Annotated in this window: 15 protein-coding genes; 9 read left to right on the forward strand and 6 right to left on the reverse strand. The window is 70.5% G+C overall.

Annotated features, from left to right (window positions below):
• Nucleotides 1–25: 25 nt before the first annotated feature.
• Nucleotides 26–1096, reverse strand: a complete 1071-nt coding sequence (locus ACIQTT_RS11700) for a hypothetical protein (protein WP_402789888.1) — start codon at nucleotides 1094–1096, stop codon at nucleotides 26–28.
• Nucleotides 1097–1211: 115 nt separating this feature from the next.
• Between ACIQTT_RS11700 and ACIQTT_RS11705 the strand changes: the two genes are divergently transcribed.
• Nucleotides 1212–2606, forward strand: coding sequence for an ATP-dependent RecD-like DNA helicase (locus ACIQTT_RS11705; protein WP_402789891.1), 1395 nt, complete (start codon nucleotides 1212–1214; stop codon nucleotides 2604–2606).
• A gap of 329 nt (nucleotides 2607–2935) precedes the next feature.
• Here ACIQTT_RS11705 and ACIQTT_RS11710 read toward each other — a convergent pair whose 3' ends face one another.
• Both ACIQTT_RS11710 and ACIQTT_RS11715 read right to left on the reverse strand, forming a co-directional pair.
• Nucleotides 2936–3583 carry a heme oxygenase (biliverdin-producing) gene (locus ACIQTT_RS11710; protein WP_402789894.1) on the reverse strand — a complete coding sequence of 216 codons (648 nt, stop codon included), beginning with the start codon at nucleotides 3581–3583 and terminating at the stop codon, nucleotides 2936–2938.
• A gap of 65 nt (nucleotides 3584–3648) precedes the next feature.
• The gene (locus ACIQTT_RS11715) at nucleotides 3649–3963 is read right to left on the reverse strand and encodes a DUF2470 domain-containing protein (RefSeq protein ID WP_402789897.1); all 315 of its coding nucleotides are present in this window, start codon (nucleotides 3961–3963) and stop codon (nucleotides 3649–3651) included.
• 97 nt (nucleotides 3964–4060) lie between these two features.
• On the opposite strand from ACIQTT_RS11715, the gene ACIQTT_RS11720 reads away from it, so the two are divergent.
• Nucleotides 4061–5344 carry a serine hydrolase domain-containing protein gene (locus ACIQTT_RS11720; RefSeq protein ID WP_402789900.1) on the forward strand — a complete coding sequence of 428 codons (1284 nt, stop codon included), beginning with the start codon at nucleotides 4061–4063 and terminating at the stop codon, nucleotides 5342–5344.
• 21 nt (nucleotides 5345–5365) lie between these two features.
• On the opposite strand, the gene ACIQTT_RS11725 is transcribed toward ACIQTT_RS11720, so the two are convergent.
• Entirely contained in the window at nucleotides 5366–5578 is a 213-nt protein-coding gene (locus ACIQTT_RS11725; RefSeq protein WP_402789903.1) for a multidrug transporter, read from the reverse strand.
• A gap of 200 nt (nucleotides 5579–5778) precedes the next feature.
• Between ACIQTT_RS11725 and ACIQTT_RS11730 the strand changes: the two genes are divergently transcribed.
• Complete coding sequence (locus tag ACIQTT_RS11730) at nucleotides 5779–6429, forward strand: MIP/aquaporin family protein (protein WP_402789906.1); 651 nt, start codon at nucleotides 5779–5781, stop codon at nucleotides 6427–6429.
• A 138-nt stretch (nucleotides 6430–6567) separates the two neighbouring features.
• Nucleotides 6568–7236, forward strand: a complete 669-nt coding sequence (locus ACIQTT_RS11735; protein WP_402789909.1) for a GPP34 family phosphoprotein — start codon at nucleotides 6568–6570, stop codon at nucleotides 7234–7236.
• 34 nt (nucleotides 7237–7270) lie between these two features.
• Here the strand turns inward: ACIQTT_RS11735 and xylB are convergent, their stop codons facing one another.
• Together xylB and xylA are read right to left on the reverse strand one after the other, a co-directional pair.
• Nucleotides 7271–8566 carry a xylulokinase gene (xylB, locus tag ACIQTT_RS11740; RefSeq protein ID WP_402789911.1) on the reverse strand — a complete coding sequence of 432 codons (1296 nt, stop codon included), beginning with the start codon at nucleotides 8564–8566 and terminating at the stop codon, nucleotides 7271–7273.
• Nucleotides 8567–8574: 8 nt separating this feature from the next.
• The gene (gene xylA, locus ACIQTT_RS11745) at nucleotides 8575–9762 is read right to left on the reverse strand and encodes a xylose isomerase (RefSeq protein WP_402789913.1); all 1188 of its coding nucleotides are present in this window, start codon (nucleotides 9760–9762) and stop codon (nucleotides 8575–8577) included.
• A 119-nt stretch (nucleotides 9763–9881) separates the two neighbouring features.
• Between xylA and ACIQTT_RS11750 the strand changes: the two genes are divergently transcribed.
• From ACIQTT_RS11750 to araA, 5 genes are all read left to right on the forward strand, one after another.
• Complete coding sequence (locus ACIQTT_RS11750) at nucleotides 9882–11054, forward strand: ROK family protein (protein WP_402789914.1); 1173 nt, start codon at nucleotides 9882–9884, stop codon at nucleotides 11052–11054.
• 130 nt (nucleotides 11055–11184) lie between these two features.
• A complete protein-coding gene (locus ACIQTT_RS11755) occupies nucleotides 11185–12183 on the forward strand; it encodes a LacI family DNA-binding transcriptional regulator (RefSeq protein WP_402789916.1) in 999 nt (332 codons plus the stop codon).
• A 179-nt stretch (nucleotides 12184–12362) separates the two neighbouring features.
• Nucleotides 12363–13082, forward strand: coding sequence for an L-ribulose-5-phosphate 4-epimerase (locus ACIQTT_RS11760; protein ID WP_402789918.1), 720 nt, complete (start codon nucleotides 12363–12365; stop codon nucleotides 13080–13082).
• Nucleotides 13079–14707: a xylulokinase gene (locus ACIQTT_RS11765; protein ID WP_402789920.1), complete on the forward strand. Its 1629-nt coding sequence runs from the start codon at nucleotides 13079–13081 to the stop codon at nucleotides 14705–14707. The genes ACIQTT_RS11760 and ACIQTT_RS11765 overlap by 4 nt, the downstream gene beginning before the upstream one ends.
• The gene (gene araA / locus ACIQTT_RS11770) at nucleotides 14704–16227 is read left to right on the forward strand and encodes an L-arabinose isomerase (RefSeq protein WP_402789922.1); all 1524 of its coding nucleotides are present in this window, start codon (nucleotides 14704–14706) and stop codon (nucleotides 16225–16227) included. Before ACIQTT_RS11765 ends, araA begins: the two co-directional genes overlap by 4 nt.
• The last annotated feature ends 40 nt before the right edge of the window (nucleotides 16228–16267 follow it).

Consider the following 16267-nt stretch of genomic DNA (forward strand, 5'->3'; position numbering starts at 1 on the left):
CCGCCGCAGCTGAGCCGGTCGCCGACTACTCGGCCGGCGCGTCCTCGGGCGATCCGACGCGGATCGATGCCGTGCCGTCGGCGAGGATCACGATCGTCCCGTTCACCTGGAACGGCACGTCCTCCGACACCGCCTGGATCGACCCGTCGAAGAGCGAACGGATCTCGACCTCGACGTGGGCCACGGCATCCGTCGGCGGGATCTGCCACTGCGAGCCATCGGGCGCGACGGTCACCGTCGGCTGCGCGACGATCGACCACGCGGGCAGGGTGGCGATGCGGTTCTTGACCTCCATGCCGAAGGGGCACGCGGTCGGCTGCAGCACTTCCTGCGAGGTGCAGGTCGTCAGATACTCCTCGACGCGCTCCTGCACGACCGAGAGGAACTCCTCGGTGGGCGTCGTCTGCACATCGAGCGGCGTGGTGGCGAGAGGGGTGTCGGCGAGCACTCCGCTCCCCGACGACTCCGAGATCGCGGTGTCGACCGTCACGGCATACAACCCCGGCGTGAAGACGAGGAGCGGCAGCGGGTCGAGGGGAGCGGCATCCACTCCGGCGGCCGAGACCTGACGTCGGTCGACCGCGAAGCCGTTGACCGAGAACTGGTCGGCGCCGCGCAGCGTGAGATCGACGACGGCGAGCGGGCTGTCGAGGAACCGCCAGCGCGGGGCCACGCCCTCCCAGCCGTCCTGGGTGACGATGAAAGTGGTCGTTCCGGGGTGCCCGGCGGCCGAGTAGCCGACGGTCACCGCGAAGCCGTCGTCGACGGCCTTCTCGGACTCGATGCGCACGTCGGTCAGCGGCGACAGCGCCGCGTGGCGCAGCAGAGCTTCGGATGCCGTGGGCGAGAGTCCCGCGTCGTCCAGCGTCTCGCGGTCGACGGCGACGCCCGGAACGCGCAGGGCGTCGGCGGCGCGGCCCGTGGAAAGCAGATCGAGGTAGCGGGTGACGAACGCGGAGGGACTGTAGTAGTCCTTGTAGAGGACCGCCCCTCCGGCGCCGAGCGCCGCGATCAGGACGATTCCGACGAGGGCGAGGATCGTGAGGTCGAACCCCACGCGCGCGCGCCTGCGCGCTGAAGACTCCACCCCGTCCATGGGGTCAGTCTAGGGAAGCGTCCTGAGACGAAGCCGAGCGCCGACACCTCGCGTCGCGCGGCGAGCCGTAGCATGGTGGGGCGCCCGCATCCGTCCGTCTTCCTCTGCGAGAACCGTGTCCCTTCCTGCCCTGTCCGAAGAACAGCACGAGCTCTTCCGACTCATCGAAGACACCGGCGAGCACGTCTTCATCACCGGGCGTGCGGGCACCGGCAAGTCGACGCTGCTGCAGTACTTCGCCTGGAACACCAAGAAGCAGATCGCGATCTGCGCGCCGACCGGCGTCGCGGCGCTGAACGTCGAGGGCCAGACGATCCACTCGCTGTTCCGGTTGCCGATCGGTCTCATCGCCGACGGCGACATCGATCAGAACGATGCGACCCGGCGCATCCTCAATGCGATCGAGACGCTCGTCATCGACGAGATCTCGATGGTCAACGCCGACCTCATGGATGCCATCGACCGCTCGCTGCGTCAGGCGCGCGGGCGCCGCGGCGAGCCGTTCGGCGGGGTGCAGGTCGTGATGTTCGGCGACCCGTACCAGCTGGCGCCCGTGCCGCCCCGCGGCGATGAGGCCCGCTACGTCAAGGACCACTACCGGTCGTTCTGGTTCTTCGACGCGCACGTGTGGGCCGGCACCGGCGGCGGCGAGGGACAATCCGACCAGGACGGGCTGTTCGCCGTCGACACCCGCGCCGAGCTGCACGTGCGCGAGCTCGTGCAGATCCACCGGCAGTCCGACGACGGGTTCAAGGCGATGCTGAACGCCGTACGCTACGGGCGGGTCACCGCCGAGATCGCGGGAGTGCTCAACACGCAGGGCGCGCGCACGCCCCCCGCCCCCGAGCCGGGCGAGGTGCCGATGATCACCCTCGCCACCCGCAACGACATCGTCAACGGCATCAACAGTCGCCACCTCACCGCACTCCCGGGCAAGGAGCAGACCGCGCGGGCGGAGGTCAGCGGCGACTTCGGCCGCGGCGAGGCCTCTCTGCCGGCGGAGTCGGAACTCAAGCTCAAGGTCGGCGCGCAGGTCATGTTCCTGCGCAACGACACGTCGATGTCGGGGGAGCCGCCGCGGTGGGTCAACGGCACGATCGGCACGGTGCTGCGCATCCTCGGCGGCGCCGTGCGGGTCGACATCGACGGCGAGGAGGTCGACGTCGAGCCGGCGGTCTGGGAACGGTTCCGCTACGCCTACGACCAGAACACCAAGAAGCTCAGCCGTGACGTGGTGGCCGAGTTCACCCAGTTCCCGCTGCGGCTGGCGTGGGCGGTCACGATCCACAAGTCGCAGGGCAAGACCTACGACCGCGCCGTGATCGACCTCGGCTCCGGCGCGTTCGCTCCCGGGCAGACGTACGTCGCGCTGAGCCGCCTCACCTCGCTCGACGGCCTGTACCTGTCGCGCGCGCTGCGTCCGAGCGACATCCGCGTCGACGAGGACGTGCGTCGGTTCATGCGCGAGGCGTGGATCGCGCGCTCGACGCCCGAGATCCCGAAGGCCTGACCCTTCGTCGCGCTGCGCTCGCTCAGGGGCCGGCGCGAAGAACCGGTCCCTGCGCGAGGAGCCCTTCGTCTCGCTTCGCTCGCTCAGGAACCACGCAGCGACGAGACGAAGGGCGCCACGCGCAGGGAATCCGCACACGTGCAGGGAGAAGCGGGCGGATGCTCCCTGCAGGTGTCACTTTTCCCTGCAGGTGAACGCGCGGCGGGCCCTTCGACAGGCTCAGGGACCCCGTCGTGGGCACCACGCGCGAAACTGGGTCGCTGGGCCCGAAACTGGTGCGCTGAGCTGAACTGGTTCGCTGAGCGTGTCGAAGCGCCCCGCGCGAGGACTTACGCCGCGGCGCGTGCCCGGTCGAGGTCTTCGAAGAGCTCGGTGTTGAAGCGGTAGGCGAGGAGGACCTCGTCGATGACGCGCTCGCGCTCGGCCTCGTCCCACGGGGCAGCGTCGAGCTGCTCGCGGTAGACGTCCTTGAAGGCCGCCGGGTCGGCGATGTCGTCGAAGAGGTAGAAGCCGATGCCGTTGGTCTCGAAGCCGAAGCGGCGGGCCATCACGCGGCCGATGAAGATGCCACCCGAGAGGTCGCCGAGGTAACGCGTGTAGTGGTGGGCGACGAATCCGCCGGCCCAGGTCGCGCCGACCTGATTGATGCGCTCGACGTAGCGCTGCGTGGTCGGCAGCGGCACGATCTGCGCGCGCCAGTCGGCCCCGAGCAGGAACTCCAGGTCGGCCTCGAGTGCGGGCAGGCGCGTGAGCTTGTCGGTGATGAAGACGGCGGCGATCGGGTCCTGGCGCATGCGGTCGCCGGCTCCTTCGAGCGCCTCGTAGATGAAGTAGTGCTGGGCGACGAGCGAGATGTAGTCCTCGCGGGAGCCCTCGCCCTTCAGGAGGTCGGACATGAAGCCGGCGGTCTCGCTGCGGGAGTGCGATCCGGACGAGCGCTCGCGCAGGGCGGCGGAGAAGGAGAGGATCTCGGGCATGACTTTAGTGTAAGGGGAGCCTTACCTTTGGCGAAACCCGAATGTCGCCGTGCGAAACCCGATTCTCAGGCGTGCGGGCGGGGCTCGATGCCCAGTCGCTCGCAGGCCTTGTCGTAGAGCGCGACGATCTCGCGACGCACCTCGGGGCGCTCGGTGATCGATCCGCCGGGCCACGCCACGACGAGCTCCGTGGTCTCTCCGGCGCGGGTAACCTGCCACGTGCCGCCGTCGCCGTCGAACCCGGTCATGACGGCATCCGTCACCTCTGCATCCGACGCCGTCGAGAAGGCGCGGGCGATGAGCAGGTTGTCGTCGGTGTGGTCGTCGTTCATGTGGTGCAGGACGGCGGCGGTCACGGCGTGATCGAAGATGTGGGGCACCTCCTCACCATAGAACGTCGGCGGATGCCGGGGCACGATGTCGTCTTTCAGGATCGGCGCTCTAGAATCGGGAGACACATCTTCGGGGGTTTCCTACATGCAGCTTCTCTCGTCGCGCCGCTGGCGCGCCGCCGCGGCCAGTGCGGTCGTGCTCGGACTCGTCCTCACCGGATGCACCTCCGAAGACAGCTTCACCTACGAGCCTCCGGCACAGGTCGACGGTGCTCTGCCCGACGACATGACCGCGCAGATGCAGGAAGCCGTCGACAACGCCATCCGCGCGTCGGGCTCGTCTGCCGCGATCGTCGGGGTCTGGGCGCCGTGGAGCGGTCAGTGGGTGACCGCCATCGGCTCGCAGGAGCCCGGTGGTGAGACCCCGGTCGATGTCGACATGTCGTTCCGCATCGCCGATGTCACGCGCCTCATGACGTGCGACGTGCTCTACGCGCTCGCCGACGAGGGCACGGTCGACCTTGACGGTGCCGTGCCGGACTACGTGTCGGGTGTGCCCGACCTCAAGGACGTCACGCTCCTCGACCTGTGCAACGGCACCGCGGGCCTCGGTTCGTCGGAGGAGAAGATCAAGGCCGAGTGGCTGAAGACCCCCGATCGGGTGTGGGCTCCGCTCGAGCTGGCCGGCTTCGGTCTCGCCGCTCCGCGCACGCCCGTCGCCACCACGTACCGCGACTCCGACGCCGGGTACCTGCTGCTCGGCCTCGCGCTCGAGCGCGCCTCCGGCATGTCGGCCTCGCAGCTGATCGCCGAGTACGTGACCGAGCCGCTCGGGCTCGCGAACACCTCGCTCCCGGCGTCGGCTTCGGCCGCGCCGTCGACCGGTGACGTGCTCAAGGGCCACTATCTGAACCCGGTCGAGGGCGGATTCGCATGCAGCGCCCCGGTCGACATCACGAAGCTGTCGTCGAGCGCGGGGTACACCGATTCGGGTGCCGTCTCGACGATCGCCGACCTCGGCCGCTATGCGCAGGCCGAGGCCCGTCAGGTGCTGCGCACGCAGGAGGAGCCCAACCGCTTCGCCGCGCCGCTGCCCGCGTTCGACGGTGCCGAGTCCTGGTACCAGGCGACCGGTGGCGCGTTCCTGGTCGGCTCGATGGTCGGTCAGCACGGATGGACGCCCGGTTACGCGACCGCCGCCTACTCCGACCCGACGAGCGGTTTCACCGTCGCCGTGGTGCTGAACAACTCGACCGCGGGTGCCGGCATCGCGCAGTCCCTCGCCTGGGAGCTCGCCGCGATCGGGTCGAAGGCCCCGGCCGTCGACGGTCAGACGGCCCCCGAGTTCGGCCTGCCGTTCACCGCGGAGCAGTACCGCGAGGCGGTCAACGCCGCAGCGGTGCCGTGCGTCGAGCCGCCGGTCGAGTGATCTGAGCCGGAGGGCCGAGGGCTATTCGCCGTCGGCCTCCGGCATCCCCGGTCCGGCCCCGGGTCGAACCTCGGCGTCGTCACGGATGTCGATGCGCGTCGTTCCGTCGTGCTCGCTCACGTCGATGCGGGGAGCGGCGTCGGCTTCGGTGGCGTCCGGAGCGGACGTGAGCTGATCCCGGCGGTTCTCGTCGAAGGACTCGTCGTCGTGCGGTTCGGTCGGGGTGCTGCTCATGGGGGCCTCCTGGGTCGTGGTCCCTGTGACGTTAGGCGCGGCATCCGCTGTCGACGACGGGGTTGACAGGGTGAGATTCGTTCAGCGATTTCTCAGGAATGCCGCGCGTCTGGCGACACGCCCGGGCGATGTGCCGATAGTTTTCAGCCGGCGGTCCAGGGGGGATCGCTCATCCTCATCTCAGAAATCGGGGTACATCCATGACCGGTACGGCACGCAAGGCGGTCGCAGAAGCGCTCGCCACCTTCCTCTTCGTTCTCAGCATCATCGGCGCGGTCAACAGCGGCAGCCCGCTGACGCCGCTCGCGATCGGCTTCGCGCTCGCCGTGCTGATCTTCGCCACCGGGCACATCTCGGGCGCGCACCTCAACCCGGCCGTCACGGTGGGTGTCTTCGTGCGCGGCGGTCTCAGTGTCGCCGACCTGATCGCGTACATCGTGGCCCAGGCCATCGGTGGCGTGCTCGCCGCTCTCGTCAGCGCCGTCTGGTGGGCGCCCGAGAAGGAGGCAATGGTCGTGCAGGTCGGCCCCGCGTTCCTCGTCGAAGCGATCTTCACGTTCTTCCTCGTGTACGTCGTGCTCAACGTGGCGACGGCCAAGGGAACCGCGGGCAACTCGTTTTACGGCCTCGCGATCGGTGGCGTCGTGTTCGTCGGCGCGACCACGGTCGGCTCCATCTCGGGCGGCGGCTTCAACCCGGCGGTCGCGCTCGGCCTTTCGGTCAGCGGCCACTTCGCCTGGAGCTCGCTGTGGCTCTACATCGTCGCCCCGATCGTCGGCGGCGCTCTCGCGGCCCTCGCGTTCCGTCTGCTCAACAGCGACGACGTGAAGAAGATCGCCGCGGCCGAGTAACTCGGCGCGGGCCCTTCGACAGGCTCAGGGACCCAGTTCACTCTGGGTCGCTGAGCCCGTCGAAGCGTCGCAGCCTCTCGCGCAGCATCCGCCTCACGGGGGATGCGGCGGGCGGATGCCGCGGCATACCGTGAGGACATGCTGATCGTCGAGGAACTGCACCTGCTGCTGCTCCGGCCGGATGGCCGGGTCGAGTCGAGCGTGAGCACCAACCGCCCGTTCGGCGAGATCGCGGCCGTGATCGTCGACCTCGTGCTGCATCATCGCGTCACCGTGGGGGAGGGCAAGAACCCCGTGATCACGATCGTCTCCGCCGAGCCCACCGGGCATCCGGTGCTGGATGCCGCGCTCTCCCGTCTCGCGCCGGTGAACGGCAAGAAGCTGCAGTCGCTCGTGATGCGGTCGAAGCTCGATCCTCTGCACGACGTCGTCGAGTCCCTGGTCGTGCAGGGAGTTCTGGCGCGGGGCGAGCGGGGCTTCTTCGGGTGGGGCGCCGAGCGCACCCCCGAGTCCGACCCGGGGCCCGAGACGCTGCTGCGTTCGCGCCTTGCCGCCGTGATCGCGGGCTCGCTCGCGCCGACCCAGGCCGACCTCGCGCTGCTCGCGATCCTGCAGGGCATGAACGCGGCTCACCCGCTGCTGCGCGACGAGGTGGGGCTTATCTCGTCGGGTCAGCTCAAGAGACGCATCGAGCAGCTCACCGCGGGCAGCCCGACGGGAGATGCCGTCTCGCGCGCGGTGACGATGGTCATCTCGGCCGCGATGATGGCCGCACTGACCCCGGTCTTCGTCGCGACGATGAGCTGACCCGGCCTCGTCGCGGCCTCTCCGCGCAGGCGTGTCAGGCGAGCCAGGCCAGGACGGATGCCGCCTGACGGGCCATGCCGACGGCGACGTACTCCGCGGCCTCCGGCACCTCGACCGGCAACCCGAAGACCCGCGGCGCGATCTCGCGCACGGCGAGAGACTGCGCGCCCCCACCGACGAGCAGCACGCGATCGAGCGGGATGCCGAGCTCGCGCAGCGCGTCGAGGCCGAATCGCAGCCCGCCCAGCATCCCCTCGACCGCGGCGCGCGCCAGGTTCTCGCGCGTCGTCGAGGCGAGCGTCATGGCGTTCAGGCTCGCGGTAGCCTCGGGCAGGTTGGGCGAGCGCTCACCCTCGAAGTACGGCACGAGTTCGAGACCGTCCGCGCCGGGCGGCGCCTCGAGCGCGAGAGCGCTCAACCCGTCGTGGTCGACGCCGAGCAGTCGCGCGATCACGTCGAGCACGCGCGCGGCGTTGAGGGTGCAGACGAGGGGCAGGTAGCCATCGGCGGCATCCGCGAAGCCCGCCACGATCCCGGTCGGATCGGCGACGCCCCGGTCGGTCACCGCGAAGATCGTGCCCGAGGTTCCGATCGACACCACCACGTCGCCGGTGCGCGCGCCGACCCCGAGGGCGACGGCGGCGTTGTCGCCGGCACCGGGCGCGACGCGTCGGCCCGCGGCATCCGTCACCGATTCCCGGGCGCCGAGCACCCGCGGCAGCACGGCGTCGCGACCGAGCGCGGCGACGAGAAGTTCGCGGTCGTACTCACCGGTGCGAGGGCTCCAGTAACCGGTGCCCGAGGCATCCGAACGGTCGGTCACCAGCTCGCCGAGGTCGGGTCGCTCGGGTCCGAAACCGCGCAGGCGCCAGATGAGCCAGTCGTGCGGCAGCGCGACGGCCGCGACACGGGCGGCGTTGTCGGGTTCATGGTCGCGCAACCAGCGCAGCTTCGTGATCGTGAACGACGCGACCGGTACGAGGCCGGTGCGATCGGCGAGAACGGATGCCCCGAACTCGCCGATCAGATCGTCGGCCGCCTGCGCGGAGCGGGTGTCGTTCCACAGCAGCGCATCGCGGATGACGCGGCCCTCGGCGTCGAGTGCGACCATGCCGTGCTGCTGGCCGCCGATGGCCCAGGCGTCGATGTCGTCGAGGCCACCGGCATCCGCGATCGCCTGCTGCAGCGCGACCCACCACGCCTCGGGATCGACCGACGTGCCGTCGGGGTGCGCGGCACGGCCCGAGCGCACGATGGCACCCGTTTCGGAGTCGACGACGACCACCTTGCAGGACTGGGTCGAGGAGTCGACCCCGAGGACGAGTGCCATCGCCGGACTCAGCGGGCGCCGAGCAGGTGCTCGGTGGCGAGCTGCTGCAGTCGAACGAAGCCGAAGCCCTTGCCGCCGAGGTACGCGTTCGCGTCGAAGTCCTCGTAGGCCGTGCGGTCGGCGAGCAGGTCGTCGTAAGACTCGCCCTCGTCGAGGGTGGGAGCGGAGAGCTCGGCGACCTTCGCGGCGGCCAGTGCTTCCTGCACCTCGGGATCGGCGCGGAAGGCCGCGGCGCGCTCCTTGAGCAGCAGGTAGGTGCGCATGTTGGCGGCGGCGCTGTCCCACACCCCGGTCTCGTCTTCGGTGCGCGACGGCTTGTAATCGAAGTGGCGCGGGCCGTCGTAGGCCGGAACCCCGCCGGGGCCGCCGTTCTCGAGCAGATCGACGAGCGAGAACGCGTTGTGCAGGTCGCCGTGTCCGAACACGAGGTCCTGGTCGTACTTGATGCCGCGCTGACCGTTGAGATCGATGTGGAAGAGCTTGCCGTGGTACAGCGCCTGGGCGATGCCGGCGGTGAAGTTGAGGCCCGCCATCTGCTCGTGGCCGACCTCGGGGTTGACGCCCACGAGCTCGGGGCGCTCGAGCGAGTCGATGAACGCGATCGCGTGGCCGAGCGTCGGCAGCAGGATGTCGCCGCGGGGCTCGTTGGGCTTGGGCTCGATCGCGAAGCGGATGTCGTAACCCTTGTCGGTCACGTAGTCGCCGAGCAGGTTGACGGCCTCGCGGTAGCGCTCGAGGGCCGCGCGCACGTCCTTCGCGGAGTCGTACTCGGCGCCCTCGCGGCCGCCCCACATCACGAAGGTCTTCGCCCCGAGCTCGGCGGCGAGATCGAGGTTGCGCAGCACCTTGCGCAGCGCGAAGCGGCGCACCTGGCGGTCGTTCGACGTGAAGCCGCCGTCCTTGAAGACGGGGGCGCTGAAGAGGTTGGTGGTCACCATCGGCACCACGACGCCGGTGTCGGCGAGCGCACCCTTCAGGCGGTCGATCTGGGTCTGACGCTCGGCATCCGTCGATCCGAAGGCGAACAGGTCGTCGTCGTGGAAGGTGAGGCCGTAGGCGCCGAGCTCCGACAGCTTCTCGACGGCGTGCACGACGTCGAGCGCCGGGCGGGTGGGGCCGCCGAACGGGTCGGTGCCGTTGTAGCCGATCGTCCAGAGTCCGAAGGAGAACTTGTCGTCGCGGGTGGGGGTGGGCATGATCGCTCCTCTGCGAGTGCTGCGGTGGTCTGCGGGGCCGGGCGGATGCCGCGGCGCAATAAGTTGTGATTCACAACATAACCGATGACAGGCCGCATCCGCACCCCTAAAGTGGGAACGTGCCCCGTGACCAGACCACCCCGCGCTCCCGCGAAGCGAACCTCGCGCGGATCCTGTCGATCGTCCATCACGACGGCGCCCAGTCCCGGTCGGCCCTCACGGAGTCCACCGGGCTCAACCGCTCGACCATCGCCGCCCTCGTCTACGAGCTGGCCGCGGCCGGGCTCGTCGATGAGCGCCCGCCGGAATCCTCGTCGCGCGCCGGTCGCCCCTCGCCGGTGGTCGCGCCCTCGGCATCCGTCGTCGCGATCAGTGTGCACCCCGAGGTCGACGCGGTCGAGATCGCCGCCGTCGCCCTCGACCGCCGCATCGTCGTGCGCGAACGCATCGTCAACACGACCACCCCGACCGCCGCCGAGGTCGCCGCGCTCGTCGCCGCCCGGTTGGCGCACTGGCAGACGGATGCCCTCCTGCACAGCACCGTGATCGGGATCGGCGTCGCCGTGCCCGGGCTGGTGCGCACCGCCGACGGCGTCGTGCGCAACGCCCCGCACCTCGCCTGGACCGATGAACCGCTCGCCGCGCGGATCGAGGAGCTCACCGGCATCCGCACCGCGGTCGACAACGACGCGACCCTCGGCGCGCTCGCCGAGCACCTCTTCGGCGCCGGCCGCGACATCGACGAACTCGTCTACCTCAACGGAGGCGCCTCGGGCATCGGAGGCGGGCTCGTGATCCACGGGCGGGCTGCGACCGGGGCGAACGGCTATGCGGGGGAGTTCGGTCACAACCGCCCCCGTATCGACGACGACGCCGACCGCCGCACCCCCGACGGCGTGCTCGAAGAAGAGGTGAACCGGCGGCATCTGCTGGCGCTCCTCGGCCTCGATGACGCCGATGATGCAGCGCTCGCCGCCGCGCTCGACGCGGCAGCCCTCCCCGCCGCCGAAGCAGAGGTCGCCCGGCAGGCCCGGGTGCTCGGCAGCGCTCTCGCCAACACGGTGAACGTGCTGAATCCCGCGGTGGTCGTGCTGGGCGGATTCCTCGCGCTGCTCGACGACGCCGAGCACGACACCCTCGCGGCCGAGGTCTCGCGACTCGCGATGAGCGAGAGCGCCGAGGTCGTCGAACTGCGCACCGCGGCCCTCGGGTCGGACCGGCTGCTCGTCGGCGCGGCCGAACTCGCGTTCCGCCCGCTGTGGACCGACCCCCTCGCCGTCGTCGCGGGGTAGTCGCGCAACCCGCCCGTACCCAACTCAGGAAGAACTCCACGCTCGGGCCCTGTATCGGGGCTTTCGGGCGCGTTTCGGCACGATCTTCCTGAGTTAGGGACGGGATGCCGCGCCGCCTAGACTCCTCGACGTGGTGGACAACAGCGGGCGAGCGGTCGGAGTGCGTGACGTCGCCGCGCTCGCCGGGGTCTCGCGGCAGACCGTCTCGCGGGTGCTGAACGAGCATCCGGATGTCGCCGACGCCACGCGCGAGCGGGTCGAGAAGGCCATGCGCGAGCTCGGCTACCGCATGAACAACGCCGCCCGCGCGCTGGGCACGCGCCGGTCGCGGACGCTCGGGATCCTCGCCTCGGATGCGCTGCAGTTCGGTCCGTCGCGCAGCATCGCGGCGATCGAGGCATCCGCCCGCGCCGCCGGGTATTGGGTGAGCGCGGCTTTCGCGGATGCCGATGACACGGCGTCGGTGTCGGCCGCGGTCGATCATCTCGTCGCCCAGGGGGTCGAGGGGATCCTCGTCGTCGCCCCGCACGCGCGCACGCTGCGGATGCTCGACACCGTCACGGTGGGGGTTCCGATCGTGACCCTGCACTCGGCCGGCCACGATGCGCGCGGGGTCGGCGTCGACCAGGTCGCCGGTGCGCGGCTGGCGGTGGGGGCGCTGGCGGATGCCGGGCACACCCGCATCGCGCACCTCGCCGGACCCGCAGACTGGCTCGAGGCGGAGTCCCGTGCCGAGGGGTTCGCGGCCGAGCTCGCAGCCCGCGGACTCGAGCCGGTGCTCACCGTGGTCGGCGACTGGACCGCACGCGCCGGGTTCGAGGCGGCGCCGGCGTTGCGCGAGGCCGGAGTCACGGCGGTGTTCGCGGCGAACGACCAGATGGCGCTCGGCCTGATCGGCGCGCTGCACGCGGCGGGTGTCCCGGTGCCAGGGGAGATCAGTGTCGTCGGCTTCGACGACCTGCCGGAGGCGGCGTACGCGTGGCCGCGGTTGACGACGGTGCGTCAGGACTTCGACGAGCTCGCACGACGAGCGGTCGAGGCGGTGATCGCGGGGGATGCCGCGGCATCCGCGGAGTCGATCGTGCCCGAGCTCGTGGTGCGCGACTCGATCGCGGAACCGCGGGTCTGAGGCGTTTCTCGGGGGCGCCCTCCGTCTCGTCGCTGCGCCAGGGACCGGGTGCCGGTAGAAACCCGGATCCTGAGCGAGCGCAGCGAGACGAAGGGCGCTTGACCGCGCCGCCACCCCCGCCGTAGGCTTCCCGTGACACTAACTGTGACCGGTCACAGTCGAAACCACGACGAGGTGCCATGAGCGACGACGCCCCCCGATACGCCCCCGACATCCAGGCGGCGATCGACCGCACCCGCGCCGATGTCGCCCGCCTGCACGGAGAACTCGTGCGCAACGGCCTGGTCGTCTGGACCGGTGGCAACGTCTCGGGCCGCGTGCCCGGCGCCGACCTGTTCGTGATCAAGCCCTCGGGCGTGAGCTACGACGATCTCGTGCCCTCGAACATGATCCTCTGCGACCTCGACGGCACCGCGATCCCCGGTGCCCCCGGCAGCGAGCGCAGCCCGTCGAGCGACACCGCGGCGCACGCCTACGTCTACCGGCACATGCCCGAGGTCGGCGGGGTCGTGCACACGCACTCCACGTTCGCGGTCGCCTGGGCGGCGCGCGGCGAGGAGATCCCCTGCGTCATCACGGCGATGGCCGACGAGTTCGGCGGCCCGATCCCGGTCGGCCCGTTCGCGATCATCGGCGACGACTCGATCGGTCGCGGCATCGTCGAGACGCTGAGCGGTCACCGCAGTCGCGCGGTGCTCATGCAGAACCACGGCCCGTTCACGATCGGGGTCGACGCGAAGGATGCCGTGAAGGCCGCGGTCATGGTCGAAGACGTCGCCCGCACCGTGCATTACGCCCGCGAGGCCGGCCCGGTGATCCCCCTCCCGCAGGAGGCGATCGACCGCCTGTTCGACCGGTATCAGAACGTGTACGGCCAGAGCGCGGACGCTCGCCGATGACCCTTCGTCGGAGCTCAGGGACCACCGCCGAGCTCATCGCGCGCAACCGCACCGCCCTCGGCATCGAGCTCGGATCGACCCGCATCAAGGCCTGCCTGATCGACGCCGACACCGCCGAGGTGCTGGCGACGGGGTCGCACACGTGGGAGAACAGTTTCGTCGACGGCCGCTGGACCTACCCGCTCGACGAGGTGTGGTCGGGGCTGCAGACGGCGTACGCCGCACTGGTCGACGACGCGCAGGAGCGCCACGGCATCCGCCCTTCCTCGTTCGGGTCGATTGGTATATCGGCGATGATGCACGGCTACCTCGCCTTCGATGCCGACGGCACCCTGCTCGTGCCGTTCCGCACCTGGCGCAACACGAGCACGGGCGAGGCCTCGGCGGAACTCACCGAAGTTCTGGGCGTCAACATCCCCCAGCGCTGGTCGGTCGCACACCTGCACCAGGCGGCGCTCGACGGTGAACCGCACGTCGCCGACGTCGCGTCGATCAACACCCTCGCCGGGCACGTGCACGAGCGTCTGACCGGCCGTACCGTGCTCGGAGTGGGGGATGCCTCGGGCATGTTCCCGATCGATTCCGCCGCGATCGACTACGACGAGCACCTGCTCCAGGCCTACCGCGACCACACCGGCCGCGATCTGCGTCCGCTGCTCCCGTCCGTGCTCCCGGCGGGGGCGGATGCCGGTGCCCTCACCCCCGAGGGGGCCGCGCTCCTCGACCCGACCGGCGCGCTCCAGCCCGGTATTCCGCTCTGCCCGCCGGAGGGCGACGCGGGCACCGGCATGGTGGCGACGAACTCGGTCGCCCCGCTCACCGGCAACGTCAGCGCGGGCACGAGCATCTTCGCGATGGTGGTGCTCGAGAAACCGCTGCCCACCGTGCACGAAGAGCTCGACCTGGTCGCGACCCCCGCCGGCGCGACGGTCGCGATGGTGCACTGCAACAACGGCGCGAGCGAGCTCGGCGCCTGGGCCGCGCTGTTCCACCGGTTCACGGTCGCGAACGGGCAATTCGTCGACGAGGATCAGGTCTTCGCCACCCTGTTCGCCGAGGCGCTGCAGGGCGACGCGGATGCCGGTGGCCTCCTCGCTTACAACCATCTCGCCGGTGAGCCGGTGGTCGGACTCGACCAGGGCCGCCCGCTCTTCGTGCGCACCCCGGATGCTTCTTTCACCCTGGCGAACGTGATGCGGGCGCAGATCTACGGCGTCTTCGGCACGCTCGCCCTGGGCATGCGGATCCTCGCCGCCGACGGCGTGCGTATCGAGCGGATGTTCGCTCACGGCGGCCTGTTCCGCACGGCGGGCGTGGCGCAGCGCTTCCTCGCCGCGGCCCTCGACACCCCGGTCGACGTCGGCGATCTCGCCGCCGAGGGCGGGGCGTGGGGCATCGCCGTGCTCGCCGCGTACCTCGATCACGCCGACCGCCCGCTCGCGGCGTACCTCGACGAGACGGTCTTCGCCGGGGCATCCGTCACCACCGCCGAACCCGGCCCGACCGACGTCGCCGGGTTCGCCGCCTACCTCGACCGCTACCGCGCGGGCCTCGCCATCGAGGCCGCCGCCATCACCGCCCTGCCCACGCAGGAGAACAGCCAGGACCCGAAGGACGCCTCATGACCCGCACCCCGCTGACCACGTCGCTCGACGGCTACGAGATCTGGTTCCTCACCGGCAGCCAGCACCTGTACGGCCCCGAGACCCTGGCCCAGGTCGCCGCTCAGTCGCAGGAGATCGCCGGCATCCTCGACGCGGCCGACGATGTGCCGGTGCGCATCGTCTGGAAGCCGGTGCTCACCGACTCCGACGCGATCCGCCGCATCGCCCTCGAGGCGAACGCCGACGACCGCGTGATCGGCGTCGTCGCCTGGATGCACACGTTCAGCCCGGCGAAGATGTGGATCACGGGGCTCGACAGCCTGCGCAAGCCACTCGCGCACCTGCACACGCAACACAACGTGGCGCTGCCGTGGAGCGAGATCGACTTCGACTTCATGAACCTCAACCAGGCGGCGCACGGAGACCGCGAGTTCGGGTACATCCAGACCCGCCTCGGCATCCCGCGCAAGACGATCGTCGGCCACGCGAGCGATCCGCGCGTGCGCGCCGAGCTCGCGACCTGGCAGCGCGCGGCGGCCGGCCTCGCGGCGGCGCGGTCGCTGAAGCTGGCCCGGTTCGGCGACAACATGCGCTTCGTCGCGGTCACCGAGGGTGACAAGACCGAGGCCGAGCTGCGCTTCGGCGTGCAGGTCAACACCTGGGGCGTGAACGACCTGGCGGATGCCGTCGCCGCCGCCTCGGAGGCCGAGATCGACGCTCTCGTCGCCGAGTACGAGGAGCTCTACGCGGTGGCGCCCGAACTGCGTCGCGGGGGAGAGCGCCACCCGTCGCTTCGCGACGGCGCGGCGATCGAGATCGGTCTGCGCTCGTTCCTGGAGGAGGGTGGTTTCGGCGCGTTCACGACCTCGTTCGAAGACCTCGGCGCGCTCACACAGCTGCCCGGTCTCGCGGTGCAGCGCCTGATGGCCGAGGGCTACGGGTTCGGCGCCGAGGGTGACTGGAAGACCGCGCTGCTCGTGCGCGTCGCGAACGTGATGGGTGCCGGCCTGCCCGGTGGGGCGAGCCTGATGGAGGACTACACCTACGACATGACCCCGGGCGAAGAGGTGATCCTCGGGGCGCACATGCTCGAGGTCTCGCCGTCATTGTCGTCGCAGCAGCCGACCCTCGAGGTGCATCCGCTCGGGATCGGCGGCAAGGACGACCCGGTGCGCCTGGTCTTCACGGCCGACCCGGGGCCGGCGGTCGTGGTGGCGCTGTCGGACATGCGCGACCGGTTCCGTCTCACGGCCAATGTCGTCGAGAACGTCGAGCCGACCGCGGCGCTGCCGAAGCTACCCGTCGGCCGCGCCGTCTGGAAGCCGCAGCCCGACTTCCCGACCAGCGCGGCGGCCTGGCTCACCGCCGGAGCCGCGCACCACACCGTGATGTCGACGGCCGTCGGCATCGAGGCGTTCCGCGACTTCGCCGAGATGGCGGAGGTCGAACTGCTCGTGATCGACGACGCGACCCGCCTGCCCGAGTTCCAGCAGCAGGTGCGCTGGAACCAGGCCTACCACCGCCTCGCCCAGGGCCTGTGACGGTTTCTCCGGGCGGGACGCTTCGACAGGCTCAGCGACC

Origin of the sequence: Microbacterium sp. NPDC090225 (genome assembly GCF_044772365.1) — a bacterium.
Lineage (GTDB): Bacteria > Actinomycetota > Actinomycetes > Actinomycetales > Microbacteriaceae > Microbacterium.

Bases quoted from the DNA above. Each gene is read 5' to 3' on its own strand.
- ACIQTT_RS11735 (WP_402789909.1), top strand. From the start codon at position 6,568: ATGCTGATCGTCGAGGAACTGCACCTGCTGCTGCTCCGGCCGGATGGC.
- xylA (WP_402789913.1), bottom strand. From the start codon at position 9,762: ATGCCCACCCCCACCCGCGACGACAAGTTCTCCTTCGGACTCTGGACG.
- ACIQTT_RS11760 (WP_402789918.1), top strand. From the start codon at position 12,363: ATGAGCGACGACGCCCCCCGATACGCCCCCGACATCCAGGCGGCGATC.
- ACIQTT_RS11765 (WP_402789920.1), top strand. From the start codon at position 13,079: ATGACCCTTCGTCGGAGCTCAGGGACCACCGCCGAGCTCATCGCGCGC.
- ACIQTT_RS11700 (WP_402789888.1), bottom strand. From the start codon at position 1,096: ATGGACGGGGTGGAGTCTTCAGCGCGCAGGCGCGCGCGCGTGGGGTTC.
- xylB (WP_402789911.1), bottom strand. From the start codon at position 8,566: ATGGCACTCGTCCTCGGGGTCGACTCCTCGACCCAGTCCTGCAAGGTG.
- ACIQTT_RS11710 (WP_402789894.1), bottom strand. From the start codon at position 3,583: ATGCCCGAGATCCTCTCCTTCTCCGCCGCCCTGCGCGAGCGCTCGTCC.
- ACIQTT_RS11730 (WP_402789906.1), top strand. From the start codon at position 5,779: ATGACCGGTACGGCACGCAAGGCGGTCGCAGAAGCGCTCGCCACCTTC.
- araA (WP_402789922.1), top strand. From the start codon at position 14,704: ATGACCCGCACCCCGCTGACCACGTCGCTCGACGGCTACGAGATCTGG.
- ACIQTT_RS11725 (WP_402789903.1), bottom strand. From the start codon at position 5,578: ATGAGCAGCACCCCGACCGAACCGCACGACGACGAGTCCTTCGACGAG.
- ACIQTT_RS11720 (WP_402789900.1), top strand. From the start codon at position 4,061: ATGCAGCTTCTCTCGTCGCGCCGCTGGCGCGCCGCCGCGGCCAGTGCG.